Below are 20,495 nucleotides of genomic sequence, written 5' to 3'. Positions count from 1 at the left end.
TACAATAGCTTACATCAAAAAAAGATGGCAGAGGTAGCAGAATTGAAAAGAATAGCGTCTCAAGTTAGACGTGACATCGTTAGAATGGTTAACGGTGCAGGAAACGGTCACCCAGGTGGAGCCCTAGGATGTGCTGATTTATTTGTAGCACTTTACTTTAAGCACATGGAACACAACACTGAGTTCAACATGGATGCAACAGGTGAAGATGTTTTCTATCTTTCAAACGGACATATTTCGGCTGTTTTTTATAGCACGCTTGCTAGAGCTGGATACTTCCCAATTTCAGAATTAGCTTCTCATAGAAAGCTAAATTCTAGATTGCAAGGTCACCCAACTCCTTATGAGCATTTAGAAGGTGTTCGTATGGCTTCAGGTTCTTTAGGGCAAGGTTTATCAGTTGCGGCTGGTACTGCTTTAACTAAGAAAATGAATGGCGATGACAAAATGGTTTATTGCTTAATGGGAGATGGTGAACAACAAGAAGGTCAAGTATGGGAAGCTGCAATGTATGCTGCTCATAATAAAATTGACAATCTTGTAGGTGTTATCGATTATAACAACCGTCAGATTGATGGTGATGTTTCTGATGTATTGAGCTTGATTGATATCGAAGCAAAATACAAAGCATTCGGATGGGAAACTTTCGTTGCTGATGGAAACGATATGGAAAAATTAGATGCGGCATTAACAAAAGCAAAAGAGCTGTCTGGTAATGGTAAACCAATTATGATTATTATGAAAACAGAAATGGGCTTCCCAATCGATTTCATGGTAGGTACTCATAAATGGCATGGTGTTGCTCCAAATGCAGAGCAAACTGAAGCTGCTTTATCTCAGTTAGAAGAAACGTTAGGAGATTATTAATCTTTTAATCTGAAAATATATTAAAGACAGATTTACTTTATGTAAGTCTGTCTTTTTTGTTTTATAAAGGGATTATGTTGTATTATTTTGTAATATGTAACATCGCTGATTATTAGATACTTATATTGTGATAAGGACTAATTATGTTATCTGTTATGAAACTATCTGATCTTGAACTTACAAATATTAATACCCTAGATGTTGAGGAAAATTATGACGTGTTTTACAACTATTCTCCTGACATGCTGTTATCTGTCGACCCAAAAACACATTGTGTAATCCAATGTAATCAGACTTTATGCGAAACGACCGGCTATCATAAGGAAGAAGTAATAGGTATGAATATCTATGATTTATACCACCCAGATGCTCATCAGCTTGTAAAAAAAGCTTTTTATGAATTTCTTGATAGAGGTATTGTAAAAAATGCAAACCTTATTGTTAAGAAAAAGAATGGAGAAAAATTATATATTTTACTAAGTGTTATTGCTATTCGTGACGAAAACGATACAATTATTTATAGCAACTCTTGCTGGCGAGATGTAACTCATATAAAAGTGCTTGAAGATTCTTTAAAGGAAACAAATAAGAAACTACAGCAAAAAGTGAAAGAACTGGGAAATAAAAATAAGGAATTAGAACAATTCGCTTATGTGGTTTCTCATGATTTAAAAACGCCTTTAAGAAATATTGATGGCATGTTGTCAATCATCAAATCTGAATGTAAAGGTATTATTGATTCTAAATGGGAGTGTTATTTTACTTATATCACTGAAAGTGCAGGTAGAATGGGGCGACTTATAGATACAGTTCTTGAATTTAGCCAGATTGGTATCAAAAGTAAAAAAGAAGAAATTGATACTGACAAAATTATTGATGATGTACTAGATGATTTTAAATTATCTATTGAAGATAAAAAGGTGCAAATTTTTAGGAGTAAGTTACCTAAACTGTCTGGTTATGCTATTGAGTTTCATATGTTGATGCAAAATTTAATTGGCAATGCTATTAAATTTAATAGAGAAAATGTAAACTCTATCATAAAGATTTCTTGTGATGAACATCGCGATCATTATTGTTTTACAGTAAAAGATAATGGAATTGGAATCAATAAAGAGAATCATCAAAAAATATTCTCTATTTTTAATAGAATCAGTGAACAATATAAAGGAACAGGAATAGGGCTAGCACAATGCAAAAAGATTGTAAAACTCCATGGAGGAGTTATTTGGATTGAAGAAAACGAACAATTTGGCTCCACTTTTAATTTTACTATCCCAAAAGAACTCAATTAGTTTATCCACTAAATAAAAAATCATAGAACTATACACATCATATTAAAATAAAACCGTTTATTTTTGCATTCGGAAAAACGAAAATTATATGGCAAAGAGAAAAACGGTTTTAAGAGTAGATGGATTTTCAAAATCCTATGAAAAAGGAAAGTTAGCTGTTGATAATCTTTCTTTTGATGTGAAGGAGGGTGAAGTTTTTGCTCTTATAGGTAGAAGTGGATGTGGTAAAACAACTACATTAAAATTATTATCAGGTCAGATGCGCCCAGATAAGGGAGATGCTTATGTTGATGGAGAGCGTATTCTTGGACCACATGAAAGATTATTAGCAGGACATGATAAAATTGCTTTAGTAGAGCAAGATTATAATCTCTTTAATCATCAGACGGTTTCTGATAATATTAAATACCCAATTAGAAGATCTAGTAAAGAATATCAAGAATATAGATTAAAGGAGTTACTACGTATTTGTCAGTTAGAAGAATATGCAGAAACTCGTCCTAAGGAGCTTTCTGGAGGACAAAAACAACGTGTAGCCATTGCAAGAGCCATTGCAGACGAACCTCCTGTATTATTATTAGATGAACCTTTTTCTCATTTAGATATGGCACTCAGAAGTGACTTACGACGAATGGTGAAAAACATTGCTGTAGAAGCAAATATTTGTGTTGTTTTTGTAACACATGATACACACGATGCTTTGGCAATGTCTGATAGAATTGGCGTAATGTCTAAAGGGCATTTATTACAGATTGCTACACCAAATGAAATTTATACAAAGCCTTTAAATAAATACGCAGCTCACTTCTTCCCTCATTGTAACGTCTTAAATGAAGATGAATTGAAAAAGATGGATGTTGAAAGAGAAAAAGGATTGTATATGGCTCGTCCTGAGTGGTTAAAGGTGATTGATAAGGAAGTGAAAAATCATACTGCAAAATTAGTCCATGTAGATTACTTTGGTAATGCAAGTTACGGAGAGTGGGAAATTGAAGAAGGATTAAGGTTGTGGGTACATCATGATAGTTTTTATAATTACGAAATAGGAGAAACCAAAAGTGTTGTACTAATAGAAGGTACAGATTGGTGGAAACTTGAGGAGTAAATAGCTTACTAACAAACTTATATCATCAAAAGAATGAGAAATAACTTAATTTTATTTGTACTAGCAATCTTTATTTTTTCTAATTGTTCTAATAATACTGAACAAAAGACAGAAAAAAGTAATGATTTAATTACAAAATGGAGAGGTGTTATAAAAAATAGTCATCAAAAAGAAGTTCCTTTTTACTTTACTATTCAAGGTGAAGGTAAAGAGCAAAAATGGACTTTGATTAATGGTGAGGAACGTATGGAAATGGATCAACCTTATTACATAGGAGATTCTCTACATGTTCCATTACTGATTTATGAAGCTGAACTTGTTGTTAAAGAAGGTGATACTACCATAAAAGGAGAGTTTGTTAGAAATGGAGCATATAGGTTGCCTTTTGATGCCATTAAAGGAAATACACAGCGTTTTATAAATGGTAATCAAAAAGCTGTAAAAAATATATCTGGAACTTATGCTGTAAAGCTAGGGAAAACAGATGCTATTGGTTTATTCAATCAACATGAAAACTATTTGACTGGAACATTCTTAACATCAACAGGAGACTACCGTTATCTAGAAGGTAAAGTAGTAGGAAATAAACTGTTTTTGTCTTCTTTTGATGGGATGCATATTCTATTATTTGAAGCTGATATTGATGGAGAGAAGCTTGTAAATGGTAGAATGTGGTCGGGTAAATCAGCTACAAAAGTATGGAATGGGATTGCTGATAAAGAAGCCAAGTTACCAGATGCAAATGAATTAACCTTTTTGAAGAAAGGCTACGATAAATTTGATTTCTCCTTTAAAAATCAGAAAGGAGAAACAGTTTCATTAGCAAATAAAAAATACAAAGGGAAAGTTGTAGTTATCCAAATAATGGGTTCTTGGTGTCCCAATTGTTTAGATGAATCTAAGTTTTTTGCCCCTCTTTACGATAGGAAGAATAAAGAGGGTTTAGAAGTAATCGGTCTTTCATTTGAGAGATCATCTGACCCTGATAAAGCATATAAAAGAATAAATAGCCTTAAAAAACGACTTAATATAAATTATGAGGTTGTGTATGCAGGAACAACTAAAAAAGCAGCTTCTGCATTACCAATGCTTAATCATATTATGTCTTTCCCAACATCTATCATTGTAGATAGAAAAGGAGAGGTGAAACTAATTCATACTGGGTTTAATGGACCAAGTACGGGACATTATTATGAAGATTATGTTTCAGAAACAACTTCATTAATCAACAATTTACTTGAAGAGACAGAGTAGTAATTCTTGATACGGAAATTTAATAATGAAACGAGTGAAAGTATGAACTGCTTTCACTCGTTTTTTTATGAAGATCATTCAATATTCTCTACCTTGAACTTTGTTGTGTAAAATCTCTTAATATTTATGGAGATTATAGTAATCGCAATTTAATAATTCACGAAATTTGAAGCATGTTAGCATCAAGCTTTACAAAAGATAAAATAGAAGCAGGATTAGACGAAGCAGGGCGAGGTTGTCTTGCTGGACCTGTAGTAGCAGCGGCAGTTATTTTGCCTAAAGATTTCTCACATCCAGATTTAGATGATTCAAAAAAGATATCAGCTAAAAAGCGTATGCAATTACGAGAGGTTGTATTAGAAAATGCATTGGCATACGCTATTGTAGAAGTACAAGCAGAAGAAATTGATAAAATTAATATTCTTCAAGCATCTTTTACAGCCATGCATAGGTGTGTTGATAAGCTAAAAATTAAACCAGAATTATTGTTGATTGATGGCAATAGATTTAGACCTTATAAAGGTATACCAGACGAATGTATAGTTAAAGGGGATGGTAAATTTTTAAGTATTGCAGCAGCATCTATTTTAGCAAAAACACATAGGGATATGTTGATGGAAAAATTGTCTGAAGAATTTCCAGAATATGGTTGGGAAAGAAATGCAGGTTATCCTACTAAAGCACATAGAGCAGCAATAGCTAAATATGGTACAACACCTTGGCATAGAACATCGTTTAAGCTTTTACCAGAACAAAAAACAATTGATTTTTAAATGAAATTAGTAAGGTTATTTTTCTTTTTTGTAATTGGTGTACTATTTATTCAATGTGAAAACCCAACACCATATGGAGACTTGTATGTTCAAGTGAGAGACGAGCAAGGTAATGCTGTTGTTGATGGATATGTAACACTTTATGGTTCTTTATTGGATTTTGAAAACCAAACAAATTCACTTTCTGGGCCTACAAAAACGGATGAAAATGGATTAGCATTTTTTCTGAATTTATCAGCAGGTGATTACTATGTAGCTGCAGAATATACAGATACTGAAACAGGGAATGAGAAAAATAACTTTTTAGTTGATACCGAGATAAATGTTATATCTACAGAAATAGGTTACAGAAATTCTATTACCGTAATTATTTGGGATTCATTTATTTCGAATCTTACTTCTTCTTCGGGTAAGCAATGGGAGATTGATAGGATTGTGGATGTTCAATCTGGAAATATAGTTCCGATTGAGGAATGTTTGCAAGACGACTTATTAGTATTTTATACAAATGGTGTCTTTGAGTATAAGAGTGAAGAGATCAATTGCAATGAAGAAACTGATGACAATTTTACAGGACATTTTTCTCCCGTAAGTAATGGTTCTTTTATTGTAATTACAGATGAATTAGGAAAGACGAGGTATGGATTATATATCATATCTGTTACCTCAACGCAAATGATAACACATTATGGGGATAGTTTTATTTATTATAATTATGTCCCTTAATATAATAAAAATAAGAAAATGAATATTGGTGATAAAGTGAGAAGCCTCCATGACGCAATGGAAGGTATAGTAGTTAGTTTTAAAAAAAATAGTATTGTAGAAGTCGAAGTAGAGGATGGCTTTAGAATGGACTTTCTTTCTAAAGATTTAGCTATAGTATCTACAGTTGAATCAAAAGAATTTGGAAGTGTAGAAGAAGAAGATCGTATAATATCTGTATCTCAGAAGAAAAAACATAGAGACAGACCAAAAGCTGCATTACCATTAATTTCTGAAAGGGGAGTGTTTATAGCATTTGTTCATCAGAATGATCAGATATTAGATGTTTATGTGTGTAATAATTCTGATTTAACAATACCGTTTGTGTTGGGTTCTGAAAGAAAGGGAGATTATAAAGGTATTTTCACCTCCACTTTAGTACCTAGATCACAAATAAAGGTAGATCAAGTCACGTTACAGAATTTTGAAGAATGGCCTGCATTTATCTTTCAAGCATTATTCTTTTACCCTGGTACTAGTATTAATCATGAGCCTTTAGTTAAAAAACTACGTTTTAAAGCATCAACATTCTTCAACAATAAGAAGGAAGTACCAGGAATGAATAAAGAAGGTTATCTCTTTCAACTAGATATTAAAGCATTAGAAGCTGTTGATGCATCTAAATTAAAAGATGGTATTTTAGAGAAAAAAGAAGTTGCTCAAGTAGCTGAGAAGGTAGTTCAGAAACCTGCTTCGGAAATTGATCTTCATGCTGAAGCTTTAGGTTTAGATCCAAATATGGGTAACTCTACTTTGAGTATGCAAGTATTGCATTTTGAAAAAGAATTAGATGCAGCAATTGTAAATGGCATGGATCATATCACTTTTATTCATGGTATTGGAAGTGGTAAATTGAAAAATGAAATTCAAAAAAGATTATCGAAGCATGCTGATATTGAATATTTTGAAGATGCTAGAAAAGAGAAATTTGGTTACGGTGCAACATTCGTTAAAATAAAATAATGAATATAAGGTTAGTTTTTGGTATTGTTTTAACAGGCATTGCAGTTCTTCTTTATGGTGTTGGAAAGCCTAAGCTTTCAAAAGAGAAGAGCTACTTAGATAAAGCAAAAGCGAATGAAGAACAATGGGTTATTTTTAATGGAATAATTGATTCTTCTAACATCCCTTTAGAGCAATTTTTAGTAGTAGCTTCAAAAGAAGAATTTACCGGAGCAGGTAAGCATAGAGGATTTAAACCTGTAGAACAAAAACTACAGCCTGTAACGATCAATAACGGGATAGATACATTACTATTTGAGGAAGCTCCCTACAGAGGGGATATGATTGCTCATATTCTTTTAGATGAAGTTACTTCTTCTAATTCTCCAATTCAATGGCAGGGAGTAAAACAAGGTACTCCGCTTGTGGGTATAGGTAAAAAAGAAAATAAGCACATTAACGTAAAGTATAGTTATGCTGGTGCTTTTAGCGACTATGTTGAGCTTTTGACATACGGAAGTAGATTACTTACTCAAATCTGTCTTGGTTTAAGTATTGTTGGTGTACCTTTACTTATTTGGGGTTTACTTAAAAGGTAGTAAAAGTATAAAATCATTTGAAGCATCTTTATGAAAGTAAAGATGCTTTTTTTTGTTCGCTTAACGAAAGTTAATAGTGTTATAAGGTGTATTTTGTTGTTTACAATTGTTTAGAAATCGATGTTTTTTTTAATGGATTTTTTTAAGTGATTTTAATGGTTTTTATATAAAATGTTGTATTGTGATTATCAACTTTATTACTATTTAAATTGTTGATAATTAGTTTTTTATTGTTTTTGCTGTGAAACAATGTAGTATTTGAAGTGAATTAATGTGTGTAATATTTACGATTCATAATTTTTCATTTATTTAAGAACTTTTTAACCTTGCTGTGTGATCACAAACAAATGAAATGAAATTCAAATAAAGTTGAACCTTTATGAAGCGAAACCTAAATCAAGTGATTTAATAAAAACCATTAAGAATGAATTAAACTTTTCCAACTCTTCTCTTATATAATTGCACCGCCTAATATAAAACTTCAATAAAAAAGGTGCTAAAAAATGGGAATATCAGATTACTCTTACTGGTATAATGTACAGCTGAATAGGAACACTATTTAGAAAATTAATTACTCTTTTTTCAAAAAATACAATGCTAAGCAAATACAATATTAAAAGTAAAATGTGGCTTTTCACATTTACTTTGTTCATGATGGTGCATGCCAATATTTTTGCACAGAATAAGACTTTATCGGGAACTATTTTAGATGGAGAATCATCTACTCCATTACCTGGTGTAAATGTTCAAGTAAAAGGTACTGTAATTGGTACCGTAACAGATTTTGATGGAAACTTTACGTTGTCAGTCCCAGAAGAAAGCGAAATTTTAATGTTTTCTTTTATTGGATATAAAACGCAAGAAGCTCAAATTGGAAGTAAAACCAAATTTTCTATTTCTTTAGAAGTAGATGCAGAGCAATTAGAAGAAGTTGTTGTTGTTGGTTACGGAGTTCAAAAAAAGAGCTTAATAACAGGTGCAACTGCAAGTGTTGATACAGAGCTACTTCAAAATAGATCATCTGGGACATTAACAGATGCTATGGCAGGGATTACTCCAGGGGTTTCATTAACTCCAAATTCAGGTATGCCAGGTGCAGATGCCAAAGTGAGAATCCGTGGAGCAGGATCAAATGGTAATTCAGAGCCACTATACATAATTGATGGTGTAAAATCGGGGTCAATATCAGATCTAGCTCCAGAAGATATTGAAAATATCGAAGTATTAAAAGATGCTGCATCAGCTGCCATATATGGTTCTGAAGGAGGTAATGGCGTTATCTTAGTAACTACAAAAGCAGGTAAAAGTGGTGAAACAAAAATATCTTATAACTTTAGATATGGTATTCAAAGTGCTGATAAAAGAAATTTGCCAAAAACATTAAATGCCGATCAATATATTCAGTTTCAAAATGAAATGAATCAGCATAATCCTGGTAATACTCCATTAACACCAACAGGATACAGTACAAATTGGGTAGATCAAGTGGTAGAAAATGCTCCAATTCAAAGTCATACGCTCTCAATGCAAGGAGGATCAGAAACTACTACCTATTATACTTCATTAAATTATTATGAACAAGATGGTATTGTGGGTGGAGATAAAGCAAGTTATGACCGTTTGAATGCTCGTTTTAATGTAAAACAACAATTAAAAAAATGGGCAAGTTTATCAAGTAATCTTACTTATTCTAGAGAAAATAGGAAGTCTCTTACTGATCAAGATGAATACAGAGGGCTAATGACAGCTGCAATGTCTTTAGAGCCACTTATTCCAATTTCTTTTGAACCAGGTAAAGAAAATGCAAATACAATTGCTGGTATCAATAGTGGTTTTCCTATGTATAAAGATGCACAAGGTAGGTACTATTCTACTTCAGATTTGAAATTAGGAGAAGCAACAAATCCATTTGTACAAATGGAATTAGGAAATGGTGGCAAGCAAAGAGATAAGTTCTTAGGTGTAATGGCATTAGAAATTAAGCCTTTTGAAGGATTTAGCTTTACGTCTAGACCTTCTATTGAATGGAATACAGAAAGAGATCATTTTTATGATAAACCTTTTTGGTCTTCAGATGAGAATAGAAGTAATACATTAAGAGTAACAGATAATAATACTCGTTATTTTCAATGGATGTGGGAAAACTTTGCTACTTACAATAAAACATTTGGCGACCATTCAATTGCAGCAACAGTTGGTATGTCGGCACAACAAAGTGAATGGAGAGTACTAAACACTGCATCAGGACCAATGAACTTAAATGATCCTCTTTTTAATGAACATGCATATACAGGAATTTCAAGTAATGATTTAAATTCTTGGACAGATGAGAACAGAATGGTTTCTTATTTTGGTAGAGTTTCTTATGATTATAAAAGCCGTTATATGTTTACAGCTACAATCAGAAATGATATGACGAGTACAGCAATGGTACCTGATTATAATATATCGGGAGTATTTCCTTCTTTTTCAGCAGGTTGGAATATTTCTAATGAAGAATTCTTTCCAAAAGATTTTGTTATAGATTATCTAAAACTAAGAGGTTCTTGGGGACAAAATGGTAGTATTAAATCGATTCCTGGGAGATTCTTATATTCGCCAGCTATAAAAACTGACAAAATTAATCTTGTTGTTCCAGGTGATGATTTAGTTTTTGGTGGAGAACCATCTGTATTACCAAATCCAAATTTAACTTGGGAAACGTCAGAACAAACAAATATTGGTATTGATTTAAATGCTTTTGAAGGTAAAGTTTCATTTGGTATAGATTGGTATAAGAAGATCACTAGAGATTTACTTTCTGTAGCACAAGTTCCTGCATCTGTAGGAAACTGGGCACCGAGTACAAATCTAGGAGATGTTGAAAATACAGGAGTAGAGGTTGTTATTGGCTATTCTAATCACGACCATGAATTTAAGTATGGTGTAAATTTAAACTTTGCAACACTTAAAAATAAAGTGGTTAAAGTAAATACACCTGCCCCGTATATTGCAGGAGCTACAATTGGTACGGGATGGCAACAAGCAACTGTATTCCAAGAAGGTTATCCAATGTGGTATTTTAGAGGTTATGAAACTGCAGGTGTGAATCCTGATAATGGAGATCCTATTTTTGTAGATAAAGATGGTAATGGAGAAATAAGCGAATCAGATAAAACATATCTAGGGGATCCACACCCTGACGTTACTTATGGAGGGCAAATTTTTGCCTCATATAAAGGTTTTGATTTTAATATGGTAATGCAGGGTCAAGCAGGCTCTCAAGCAGTAATTGGTTGGTTTAGATCCGATAGATTAACTGCAAATACATTAACTCATTTCTATGATGATCGTTGGACTGAAAATAATAGAAATGGATCAATGCCTAGACCAACAACACAATCTGAATTTTATCAATCAGATTTCTTAGTACAGAGTGCAGATTTCTTTAGAATTAAACAAATGCAATTTGGATATGCATTTGAGAAACAATTAATTGAAAAAATCCATGTAGGAGGCTTAAGAGTATATGTATCATTAGATGACTTTTTTACTTTTAATAAATACCCTGGTATGGATCCAATTGCAGGTAATAATGATCCAAATGCACTTGGCATTGACAAAGGAGTTTATCCAACTCCTCGAAAATTAATGTTCGGACTTAACATTTCGCTTTAATACTTAACGAACTACAACAATGAAAACACTTTTTAAAAATATAGGATTACTAATTGCTTTACTTCTTCTTGGTACGTCTTGTCAAAAAGAATGGTTAGTAATAGATCAGCCCGGAGCACAACCTGTTAAAGATTTTTATAAAACAGATGAACAAGCAGAACAAGCATTAATAGCAGCTTATGCTCAGTTGCAAAGACAGTATGCATCTACAGGGTATGTTAGCCCTCGTTTATTAAAGGCAATTCCATCAGATATGATTAATGCTGGCGGTGGAGATGTAGGTGATCAAGCTTGGTTACAACAAATCAATTTATATATTAATACACAATCTACTCCTAATGTTTGGGATGTATGGAGAGCTTACTATTTTACAATTTATAGAGCAAATATCATCATTGAAAGAGTAGAACCAATTGGAGCAAAAGCAGCAATTGTAGGAGAGGCTTTAGCTTTGAGAGCATATATGTATTTTGAGTTGACAAATATGTTCAAGGATATTCCAATTGTATTAAAAGAACAATCTGCAGATGAGTATTATATAGAAAAATCAACTCAAGCGGAGGTTTATACACAAATAGAAAAAGACCTTTTAGCAGCTATTGATTTAATACCTGAAACACAACCTGCAAAATGGCGAATGGGTAAAGGTTTTGCACAGACAATGTTAGCAAAAACTTATATGTTTCAAAATAAAGAATATGCAGCTGCATTTAATTTATTAGATAAGGTAATTAAATCTGGAGAATATTCTTTAGAGCAAAAGTTTGATGACGTTCTACACTTACCTGGTGAATGGGGAAAAGAATCATTGTGGGAAATTGGCTTCAGATCTAACAATCCATATGAGAATTCGTTTCCTTGGAATCCTGATGATGCTGAAAGTTCTATTAATATGGTACTTTGCGGACCTCGTGATTTTGCAGGAGCACATACAATAAATAGAGGTGGATGGGGTTTTCAAAATCCAACAGAATGGATTTATAAAAAGTTTGATGCGAATGATCCAAGACGTGACCAAAGTTTAATTTCTTGGGATGATTATAAAGCAAAGTATTATGAACCAGGTGGAGTTTATGAAACTTATATCGCAGATCAACCTGCAGATTATATACCTACTGTAGCAGATTCAGTAAAATGGTCTGGATGGGAAACTAAAAGATGGCAAATTGAAGGGTATTTAAGACTAAAATACGATGCCAGAACAACGGAGAGAGCTGAACCTGAATGGGAATTTTCAGCGGGTACAAACGAGAGAATCTTACGCTATGCTGAAGTTTTATTATTAGCTGCAGAAGCAAAAGTACAGTTAGGAGAGGGAGCAGCTGCTGCAAGTTATATCAACGAAGTTCGAGCAAGAGCTGGTTATTCAACTCTAGCATCAAATGTAACAATGGATGATATTGAATATGAAAGAATGGCAGAGTTAGCCTTCGAAGGACATAGATGGTTTGATCTTAGAAGATGGGGGAAATTAGACGCTACTTTATCATCATTTTCTGATTTTGAAAATCAAAAAGTTAAAGATGGAGAGTTAAACTCTGATGTTAGAACATTTAATGCAAAGAATGCATACTTCCCTATCCCAATTGAAGAATTATCATCAAACCCAAATTTAAAACAAAACGAAGGTTGGTAATAATACTTTAGACAGGTAGACGAATTACGTGGCTTCATGGAAGTAGATTTAAATATATTACTGGAAGTATCCATTGGGTACTTCCAGTTTTTTTTGGTTTATTTATGTGTCATATATTTATGAGGCTACTCATAGCATAAAACACCTAATTTATAAACATGAAAATCTCAAAAACAATACTCTTAGATGGAGGGTTATCAAATGCTTTGGAAGCACAGGGTATAGATTTAAACCACGAACTATGGTCTGCAAAACTATTGAAAGAAGATGAAGAGGCTATTGTTAAGGCCCATCTTGAATATTACTTGGCAGGGGCTAGTTGTATTATAACATCAAGTTACCAAGCTACTATTGATGGGTTAATGAAATATGGAAACTCACGAGAGGAGAGTATTGAATTAATTAAAAAAACAACGACTTTGGGTGTAAAAGCTAAAGAACAAGCGTTAAAGAAAGGAGTTGAAAGACCATTGTTTGTAGCTGGAAGTATTGGCCCTTTTGGTGCTTTTTTAGCTGATGGATCAGAATATAGAGGTGATTATGGAATAGGGGTAGATGAGTTAAAAGCATTCCATAAAGAGCGATTAATGCTTATTGATTCAACGGGGATTGATGTACTTGCTTGTGAAACAATACCAAGTTTTGATGAAGTGAAAGCAATAGTGAGCTTGTTAGATAACACCGTACATAAAGGATGGATTAGTTGTTCTTGTAAAGATGGACAACACCTTAATGATGGAACACCTATTAAAGAAGTTGCAGCATATTTAAAAGGAAAGAAAAATGTAATTGCATTTGGTGTAAATTGCACTAAACCTAAATACATTTCATCATTAATCAATGAAATTAAAAAAGGTAATTCAGAAATAGATATTGTAGTATACCCTAATTCTGGACAGGTGTATCATGCAGATACAAAAACATGGTCAGGTATTTCCGATCCATCACATTGTGCATTGATGGCGAAAGAATGGGAAATGTTAGGAGCAAGTTTAATTGGAGGTTGCTGTATGATGGGAACAGATCATATCTCTGCAATGGAAATAGGATTATATAAATAAACAATTGATTAATTGGTGTATGAGTAGGTGATTTAAAGTTTAAATGTTAATATTATCTGTTTAAATATTTGTTAATTTAATTATAAATACAGATTTTTCAGATCAGTACTCAAATTCATTTAATATAATTACTTTAAACATCACTCTTAATTCTAAACTACTATGAGTTTTATATCAGTCTTGGATGCATTCCAGAAGTGGGAAAAAGAAACACCTAATCAACCTTTTCTTCATCAAAATATTAATGGTAAGAAAGTTACTTTATCTTATAAAGAAGCAGGAGACCAAATTAGAAAGATAGCTTCAGGCTTGAAATCTATTGGTATGGAACGTGGAGACCATGTTGCAATTTTATCAAAGAATTGCTCACATTGGATTATGGCTGATATTGCTATTTTAATGGCAGGATGCGTGAGTATTCCTATTTATCCTACTACTGATAAAGAAACAATTAATCAGATTCTTAATCATTCAGAATCTAAAGCCATTTTTATTGGTAAGCTAGATGATTATGTTTCTCAAAAAGATGGGGTGACTGATATTCCGAAAATAGGAATTGAAATGCATGGTATGAATGAGGAATTAGGTTGGGATGATTTAGTTGGAAAAAATGAACCACTTCAAGATATCTTTAAGCCTAAAAAAGAAGACTTGATGACAATCTTGTATACTTCTGGAACAACAGGTAATCCTAAAGGTGTAATGCACTCTTATGGTAGTGTTGAATTTGCTGTTAGTGAATTTGAACATCACTTTGATTTGCCTAAAAACCCAAGATTCTTTGCATTCTTATCTTTAGCACATATTGCAGAAAGAGCAGCCTATGAGTTTATTGGCTTATATTTAGGAGGAAGTATTGCTTTCCCAGAATCTTTAGAGTCTTTCCCTGCAAACCTTGCAGAAGCTAAGCCTCACATGTTCTTTGCAGTACCAAGAATTTTCCAAAAATTCCAAGAAAGTATACTTAAAAAGATGCCTCAAAATAAATTGAACATCTTATTAAAAATACCTTTTATAAATAATGTAATCAGAAAGAAAATTGTATCTGCTTTAGGTTTACAGGAAGCTGTTTCTGTTATCTCTGGTGCAGCACCAATCTCTCCAGATTTACAAGAATGGTTTAAAACGTTAGGTTTAGATGTAAATCAAGGATACGGTATGTCAGAAGATGTTTGTGTATCTCATATGAACTTTCCTGGTATGAACAGAATAGGTTCAGTAGGGCAGAAATATGCACATATTCAAACTAAATTATCTGGTGAGGGAGAAGTTTGTCTTAAGAGTGATTGTCTAACTATGGGCTACTTTAAAGATGAAGCTCAAACTGCGGCATTATTTGATGAAGATGGTTTCTTAAAAACTGGAGATTTAGGAGAGTACGATCATGACGGTTACCTATCAATAGTAGGTAGAGTAAAAGATCAATTTAAAACGGATAAAGGAAAGTATATCTCTCCAAATCATTTAGAGTTACCTTTATCTGATAATCCTAATATTGAACAAGTTTGTGTTGTAGGTACTGGTATCCCTCAGCCAATAGCATTAATTGTTCCTTCTGAAGGAGGTAAAGATTTATCTCAAGATGCTTTAAAACAATCTTTAAAAGAGTCTTTAGATACCTTAAATCAAAAGCTTCCTAATTACGAAAAAATAGCTAAAGTTATTGTAATGAAAGAAGATTGGACAATTGACAATGGTTTATTGACTCCAACATTAAAATTAAAGAGAAATAACTTAGAGAAAATTCATACTCCATTTTATGCTGATTGGTTCAGTAAAGATGAAGTTGTAATTTTTGAATAATATAAAGAAGTCATCCATTTAAAAGTGGATGACTTTTTACTTTTTAATACAAACAAATTTAACCTAAAAGCAACTATATAATGAGTGCTCCTCAATTAACAAAAACCCTTACTCCATTAATGTTATGGGGGTTAGGTGTTGGATATGTAATCTCTGGAATGTATTTCGGATGGAATTTAGGATTAGCAGAAGGAGGAACATTAGGGTTAGCTATTGCTACATTTTTTGTGGTAATAATGTATGTTACATTTACCTTCTCATATACAGAATTAGCTTGTGCAATTCCTAAGGCAGGAGGCGCTTTTGAATATGCAAAGAGAGGGTTAGGTCCGAAATTAGGCTTTCTTGGTGGCATGGCTCAAAATATAGAATTTATTTTTGCTCCACCCGCTATTGCTTCAGCAATAGGAGCATACCTTAACTTGTTATATCCATCAATAGATACTCTCTATTTTGCAATAGCAGCATATTTTATATTCACTGCTATTAATATTTTAGGTGTAAAACTAGCTGCTACTTTCGAGTTGATCATTACAATATTAGCTGTTCTAGAATTATTGATTTTTTCTGGAGTAACATTACCTCATTTCGAATTTTCTAATTTAACATACAATGCCTTTCCAAATGGAATACCGGGTATTTTTGCTTCAATTCCTTTTGCAATTTGGTTTTTTCTAGCCATTGAAGGAGTAGCAAATGTTGCAGAGGAGACAAAAAATCCATCAAAAAGTATCTTATTAGGTTTTGGGTCATCTATTATAACATTGGTAGTTTTATGTGTACTCACTTTTGTTTCTGCAGTTGGAGTAGGAGGTTGGGAAGCTATTGTTTACTTACCGTCAAGTACTGTTCCATCAGACTCACCATTACCTCTAGCATTGGGGCAAGTAGTATCAGAAGGTAATATTTTATATAAACTATTAATTGGAGTTGGTTTATTAGGTTTAGTTGCTTCTTTTCATGGTATAATTTTAGCTGCCGGTCGTTCTACTTTTGAGTTTGGGAGAGAAGGTTATGCACCAAAATTTTTGAGTAAAATACATCCTAAATTTAAAACACCAATAGCTGCTTTATTAGTAAACATGATTATTGGTATAATTGCTTTGTTTACAGGTAAAACAGCTGAAATTATTACCATTGCATGCTTTGGAGCACTAGTTTTGTATATTATTTCAATGCTTTCATTCTTTTCATTAAGAAAAAAAGAACCCAATTTAAATCGTCCGTTTAAAGTTCCTTTTTATCCTTTTTTCCCATTAATAGCTTTAGTTATTGCAACCGTATCTTTAGTAGCAATGACGTATTATAACCTCTATTTAGCCATCATTTTTATAGTAATTATGCTTGGTACATTTAGCTATTTTATCATCAATTACAGAAAAATTGAACACAAAAAAAGCCCAAAGAATTAACCTTGGGCTTTAACTATATTTTTACTGACTTAGATAGTTTGCACTTTGAAATCAATTTCGAATTCATCTGCAATAGCCTTATCACCTAAGTTATCAAAGAATGAATTAGAACCGTATTTTAAGCCAAATTTAGTTCTGTCAATTTTAATTTGTCCTTCAAGAACATGGTTCTTATCAACTTTTTGAAGTTTTGAATCAAAAACAACTTCTTGAGTAATTCCTTTAATTGTCAAATCACCTTTTAGTTTGTGATTGTCACCTTCTTTAATTGCTTCTTTAAGTACAAATGTTGCAGTAGGATACTTTTCTACGTCAAAGAAATCAGCAGATTTTAAGTGACCATCAAGTTTACCTTTCCATTCACCTTCTAAATCTGTACTATTTAAAGTAGAAAGATCGATAACGATTTCACCTTCTTTTACTTCTCCTTTTTTTACTTTAAAAGAACCTTCTTTAATAGCAATGTCTCCAGTGTGAGAAGATCCAACGACTTTATATGCCGTCCAGTTTACTTTAGAAACTTCTTGATTGATCTTTTGACCAAATGATGCAATACTTAATGCAACTGCTGCTATTGTGATAACTAATTTTTTCATAATGATTAATGTAAGAGTGTTTTCTTTATTTTTTTGTTGATACAAATATATGTATTGATAATTGTTGTTCAAACAAATGTTTTGTTTTTAACAAATTTTAAAGTTGTATTTTCTATTCTTATTTTTGACTGATAACCTTAGAGAACATAATATATTTAATTTGATGGTAGTCTTTTTAATATTCTTTTATCAATAAAGTAATTGATATTCATGGTCTTAATTGTGTATATCGAAGTCTTTGAAAGAAGTTAATAAATTGGAATTATTCTGTCTTGTTTGATCAGTGAGTTGTGTAAATATATAACTCACCTGACTAAATAATGACAATTTATGAAAATCAGAAATATAGTTTTTTTTATTTTTTATTTACTAACAACAGTTGCTGTTGCACAGAATAAAAAATATATATTAAATGGTACAATTAAAGATTCAGAAACATCTGAAGCTATTCCTGGAGTGACAATCTTTGATGTAAAATCCGGTTTAGGTACTACATCTACATCAGATGGATCATTCCAACTGTCCTTACCCGGAGGAGAACATCAAATTCAATTTAGATTTATTGGTTACGAAGCAAAAGAAGTACAATTAGCTTTATCAAAAGATCAATCTATTGATATGATTTTAAATAGTTCTTCTACAGAACTAGATATGGTAGTTGTAAAAGCTACAAGGCAACAAAAAATCTCCGATGTTCCTCAAATGTCAAAAGTTAATTTACCAATGGAACAAATAAATGATATTCCATCGGTATTTGGCGAAAAGGATGTAATTAAGGTTTTTCAACTAATGCCAGGTGTTCAATCTAGTGGCGAAGGTTCTACAGATTTATTTGTAAGAGGAGGATCTGGAGATCAAAATTTATTTATACTAGATGATGCTCCAATTTATAATGGACAGCATTTAGGTGGTATGTTTTCTGTATTTACAGCAGATGCTTTACAATCTGCAGATTTATATAAAGGAGGTTTTCCTGCAGAATATGGCGGCCGTTTATCTTCGGTGATGGATATGAGAATGAAGGAGGGTGATCTAGAAGAATATCACGGAAAAGTGGCTTTAGGATTAATATCTTCTTCTATTATGCTTCAAGGACCGTTGCAACAAAATAAATCTTCTTTTATCTTTTCTGCAAGGCGTTCTTATGCTGATCTTATTTTAGGACAGATGATGAATGACGAAGAGACAAAAACTAAATTTAATTTTTATGATTTCAATCTAAAGTTGAGCTATCATTTAAATAAAAACAACAAACTAACTTATTCAACTTATTTAGGTAGAGATAAATTTAAACAAGTAACTGATAAAAGATCTTATGAGTTAGGTGTTTCTATTAAAGAAGATGGAGAAGCGGGTATTAAATGGGGGAATTTCACAAATACTTTAAAGTGGACTCATTTCTTTTCTGATAATATCATTAGCAATACTTCGGTAGTTTACAATAAATATCATTTTGATTTTTTTAATGCCGAGGATACAAGATTTGACTCAGAAAACAGTGGTATTACAGAAACACAGTTTAAGGGGTTGAATTATAAATCATCTATTGAAGATTATACAGTAAAATATGATGTGGATTTTGTTGTTAACTCAAAAAACACTTTTAAAATAGGTGTTATTGGTACTAAGCATATGTTTTACCCAAAACAGATTGAAATTGAAAATAGAATAGATAATAGAGCAGATATAAAGTCGATCAAACCATCATTTAATGCAATAGAATCTGGGGGGTACATTCAACATTTATGGTTACCTACGGAAAAATGGAGGTTACAATACGGATTGAGATGGTCTTATTTTAAGAATAATGGAGCATCTTATAATAATTTGGAACCTAGGTTAAATGTTGCTTATAAAATTAATGATAATCTGAGTGTAAAAGGTTCTTATGCAAGAATGAATCAGTATTTAGTAAGACTGCAAAGTCCACAAGTTGGAATGCCAACAGATTTATATGTTTCAGCTAATAAGAATATAAAACCTCAACAATCTGATCAAATAGCAATAGGTATAGCTAAAGATATTACAAAGTTTAAGGGACTTTCTTTATCTATTGAAGGGTATTATAAAGTACTTAACGATGTGGTTCAAATGAAAAATGGAGAGTCTCCTTTGGATATTGATTTAGATAATTACTCTGGTGATTTTAATCAAACGGAATGGGATAAGACCGTAACAACAGGGAAAGGAAATTCTTATGGGGTTGAATTTATGGTTCAAAAGAAAATTGGTAAAATATCTGGTTGGGTAGGTTATACTTTATCATGGGCATATTTAGATTTTAAAGAACTAAATAATGGTAAAAAGTTTATGGCACCTTGGGATAGAAGACATGATTTTACCTTAGTTACAATTTACAAGCCTAAAAAGACTAGAACGTTTTCTTCTGTATTTACTTATGGAACAGGAAGTCCTTATACATTACCAGTAGGTATGGCAAATACAAATGGGTTTTCACCAGCCATGGACCATCAAGATAGTAAAGTAGATATTTACAATAGCAGAAGTAACTTTCAGGGAGCAGCCTATCACAGGTTAGATCTATCAGCTCAATTCCATAAGTTTAAAAGAAAAGGGAGAATGAGAACATGGGAAGTTGGCATTTATAATACCTATGCTCGAAATAATGTTTTTTACTACAATTCAAAAGTAGAAAACCAGAGATCAATTCTTGAGAAGAATGGTCTTTTTAGAATGTTACCTTACGTATCTTATAAATTTCAATTCTAA

15 protein-coding genes are annotated in these 20,495 nt (G+C 32.3%); 14 read left to right on the top strand and 1 reads right to left on the bottom strand.

What is annotated here, in order from left to right:
* The first annotated feature begins 24 nt into the window (after positions 1 to 24).
* The 13 genes from KM029_RS06355 to eat all read left to right on the top strand — a co-directional run bounded on the left by KM029_RS06355 (position 25) and on the right by eat (position 17,169).
* Positions 25 to 867 (top strand): transketolase, encoded by an 843-nt coding sequence (locus KM029_RS06355; RefSeq protein WP_126611980.1) that lies wholly within the window; start codon positions 25 to 27, stop codon positions 865 to 867.
* Positions 868 to 1,022: 155 nt separating this feature from the next.
* Positions 1,023 to 2,162 (top strand): sensor histidine kinase, encoded by a 1,140-nt coding sequence (locus tag KM029_RS06350; RefSeq protein ID WP_158630977.1) that lies wholly within the window; start codon positions 1,023 to 1,025, stop codon positions 2,160 to 2,162.
* A gap of 88 nt (positions 2,163 to 2,250) precedes the next feature.
* On the top strand, positions 2,251 to 3,267 hold the full coding sequence (locus tag KM029_RS06345; protein ID WP_144072467.1) for an ABC transporter ATP-binding protein: 1,017 nt from the start codon (positions 2,251 to 2,253) through the stop codon (positions 3,265 to 3,267).
* Between the two features lie 33 nt (positions 3,268 to 3,300).
* Complete coding sequence (locus tag KM029_RS06340) at positions 3,301 to 4,521, top strand: peroxiredoxin family protein (protein ID WP_144072466.1); 1,221 nt, start codon at positions 3,301 to 3,303, stop codon at positions 4,519 to 4,521.
* 173 nt (positions 4,522 to 4,694) lie between these two features.
* Positions 4,695 to 5,294: a ribonuclease HII gene (locus KM029_RS06335; RefSeq protein WP_144072465.1), complete on the top strand. Its 600-nt coding sequence runs from the start codon at positions 4,695 to 4,697 to the stop codon at positions 5,292 to 5,294.
* Positions 5,295 to 6,020 carry a carboxypeptidase-like regulatory domain-containing protein gene (locus KM029_RS06330; RefSeq protein WP_144072464.1) on the top strand — a complete coding sequence of 242 codons (726 nt, stop codon included), beginning with the start codon at positions 5,295 to 5,297 and terminating at the stop codon, positions 6,018 to 6,020.
* A gap of 18 nt (positions 6,021 to 6,038) precedes the next feature.
* Positions 6,039 to 7,022, top strand: coding sequence for a Smr/MutS family protein (locus KM029_RS06325; protein ID WP_144072463.1), 984 nt, complete (start codon positions 6,039 to 6,041; stop codon positions 7,020 to 7,022).
* Entirely contained in the window at positions 7,022 to 7,600 is a 579-nt protein-coding gene (locus KM029_RS06320; protein ID WP_144072462.1) for a hypothetical protein, read from the top strand. The genes KM029_RS06325 and KM029_RS06320 overlap by 1 nt, the downstream gene beginning before the upstream one ends.
* A 594-nt stretch (positions 7,601 to 8,194) precedes the next feature.
* Positions 8,195 to 11,257 carry a SusC/RagA family TonB-linked outer membrane protein gene (locus KM029_RS06315; protein ID WP_144072461.1) on the top strand — a complete coding sequence of 1,021 codons (3,063 nt, stop codon included), beginning with the start codon at positions 8,195 to 8,197 and terminating at the stop codon, positions 11,255 to 11,257.
* Positions 11,258 to 11,276: 19 nt separating this feature from the next.
* Entirely contained in the window at positions 11,277 to 12,893 is a 1,617-nt protein-coding gene (locus KM029_RS06310) for a RagB/SusD family nutrient uptake outer membrane protein (RefSeq protein WP_144072460.1), read from the top strand.
* A gap of 158 nt (positions 12,894 to 13,051) precedes the next feature.
* Positions 13,052 to 13,954 (top strand): homocysteine S-methyltransferase, encoded by a 903-nt coding sequence (gene mmuM / locus KM029_RS06305; RefSeq protein WP_144072459.1) that lies wholly within the window; start codon positions 13,052 to 13,054, stop codon positions 13,952 to 13,954.
* Between the two features lie 162 nt (positions 13,955 to 14,116).
* The gene (locus tag KM029_RS06300) at positions 14,117 to 15,757 is read left to right on the top strand and encodes an AMP-binding protein (RefSeq protein WP_144072458.1); all 1,641 of its coding nucleotides are present in this window, start codon (positions 14,117 to 14,119) and stop codon (positions 15,755 to 15,757) included.
* 80 nt (positions 15,758 to 15,837) lie between these two features.
* The gene (gene eat, locus KM029_RS06295) at positions 15,838 to 17,169 is read left to right on the top strand and encodes an ethanolamine permease (protein ID WP_144072457.1); all 1,332 of its coding nucleotides are present in this window, start codon (positions 15,838 to 15,840) and stop codon (positions 17,167 to 17,169) included.
* Between the two features lie 29 nt (positions 17,170 to 17,198).
* On the opposite strand, the gene KM029_RS06290 is transcribed toward eat, so the two are convergent.
* On the bottom strand, positions 17,199 to 17,765 hold the full coding sequence (locus KM029_RS06290) for a YceI family protein (RefSeq protein ID WP_144072456.1): 567 nt from the start codon (positions 17,763 to 17,765) through the stop codon (positions 17,199 to 17,201).
* A gap of 330 nt (positions 17,766 to 18,095) precedes the next feature.
* On the opposite strand from KM029_RS06290, the gene KM029_RS06285 reads away from it, so the two are divergent.
* The gene (locus tag KM029_RS06285; RefSeq protein WP_144072455.1) at positions 18,096 to 20,495 is read left to right on the top strand and encodes a TonB-dependent receptor; all 2,400 of its coding nucleotides are present in this window, start codon (positions 18,096 to 18,098) and stop codon (positions 20,493 to 20,495) included.

The sequence above is a fragment of the Flammeovirga kamogawensis genome, from assembly GCF_018736065.1.
In the GTDB taxonomy this organism is placed as follows: domain Bacteria; phylum Bacteroidota; class Bacteroidia; order Cytophagales; family Flammeovirgaceae; genus Flammeovirga; species Flammeovirga kamogawensis.
This window is presented reverse-complemented; position numbering and strand designations above follow the sequence as displayed.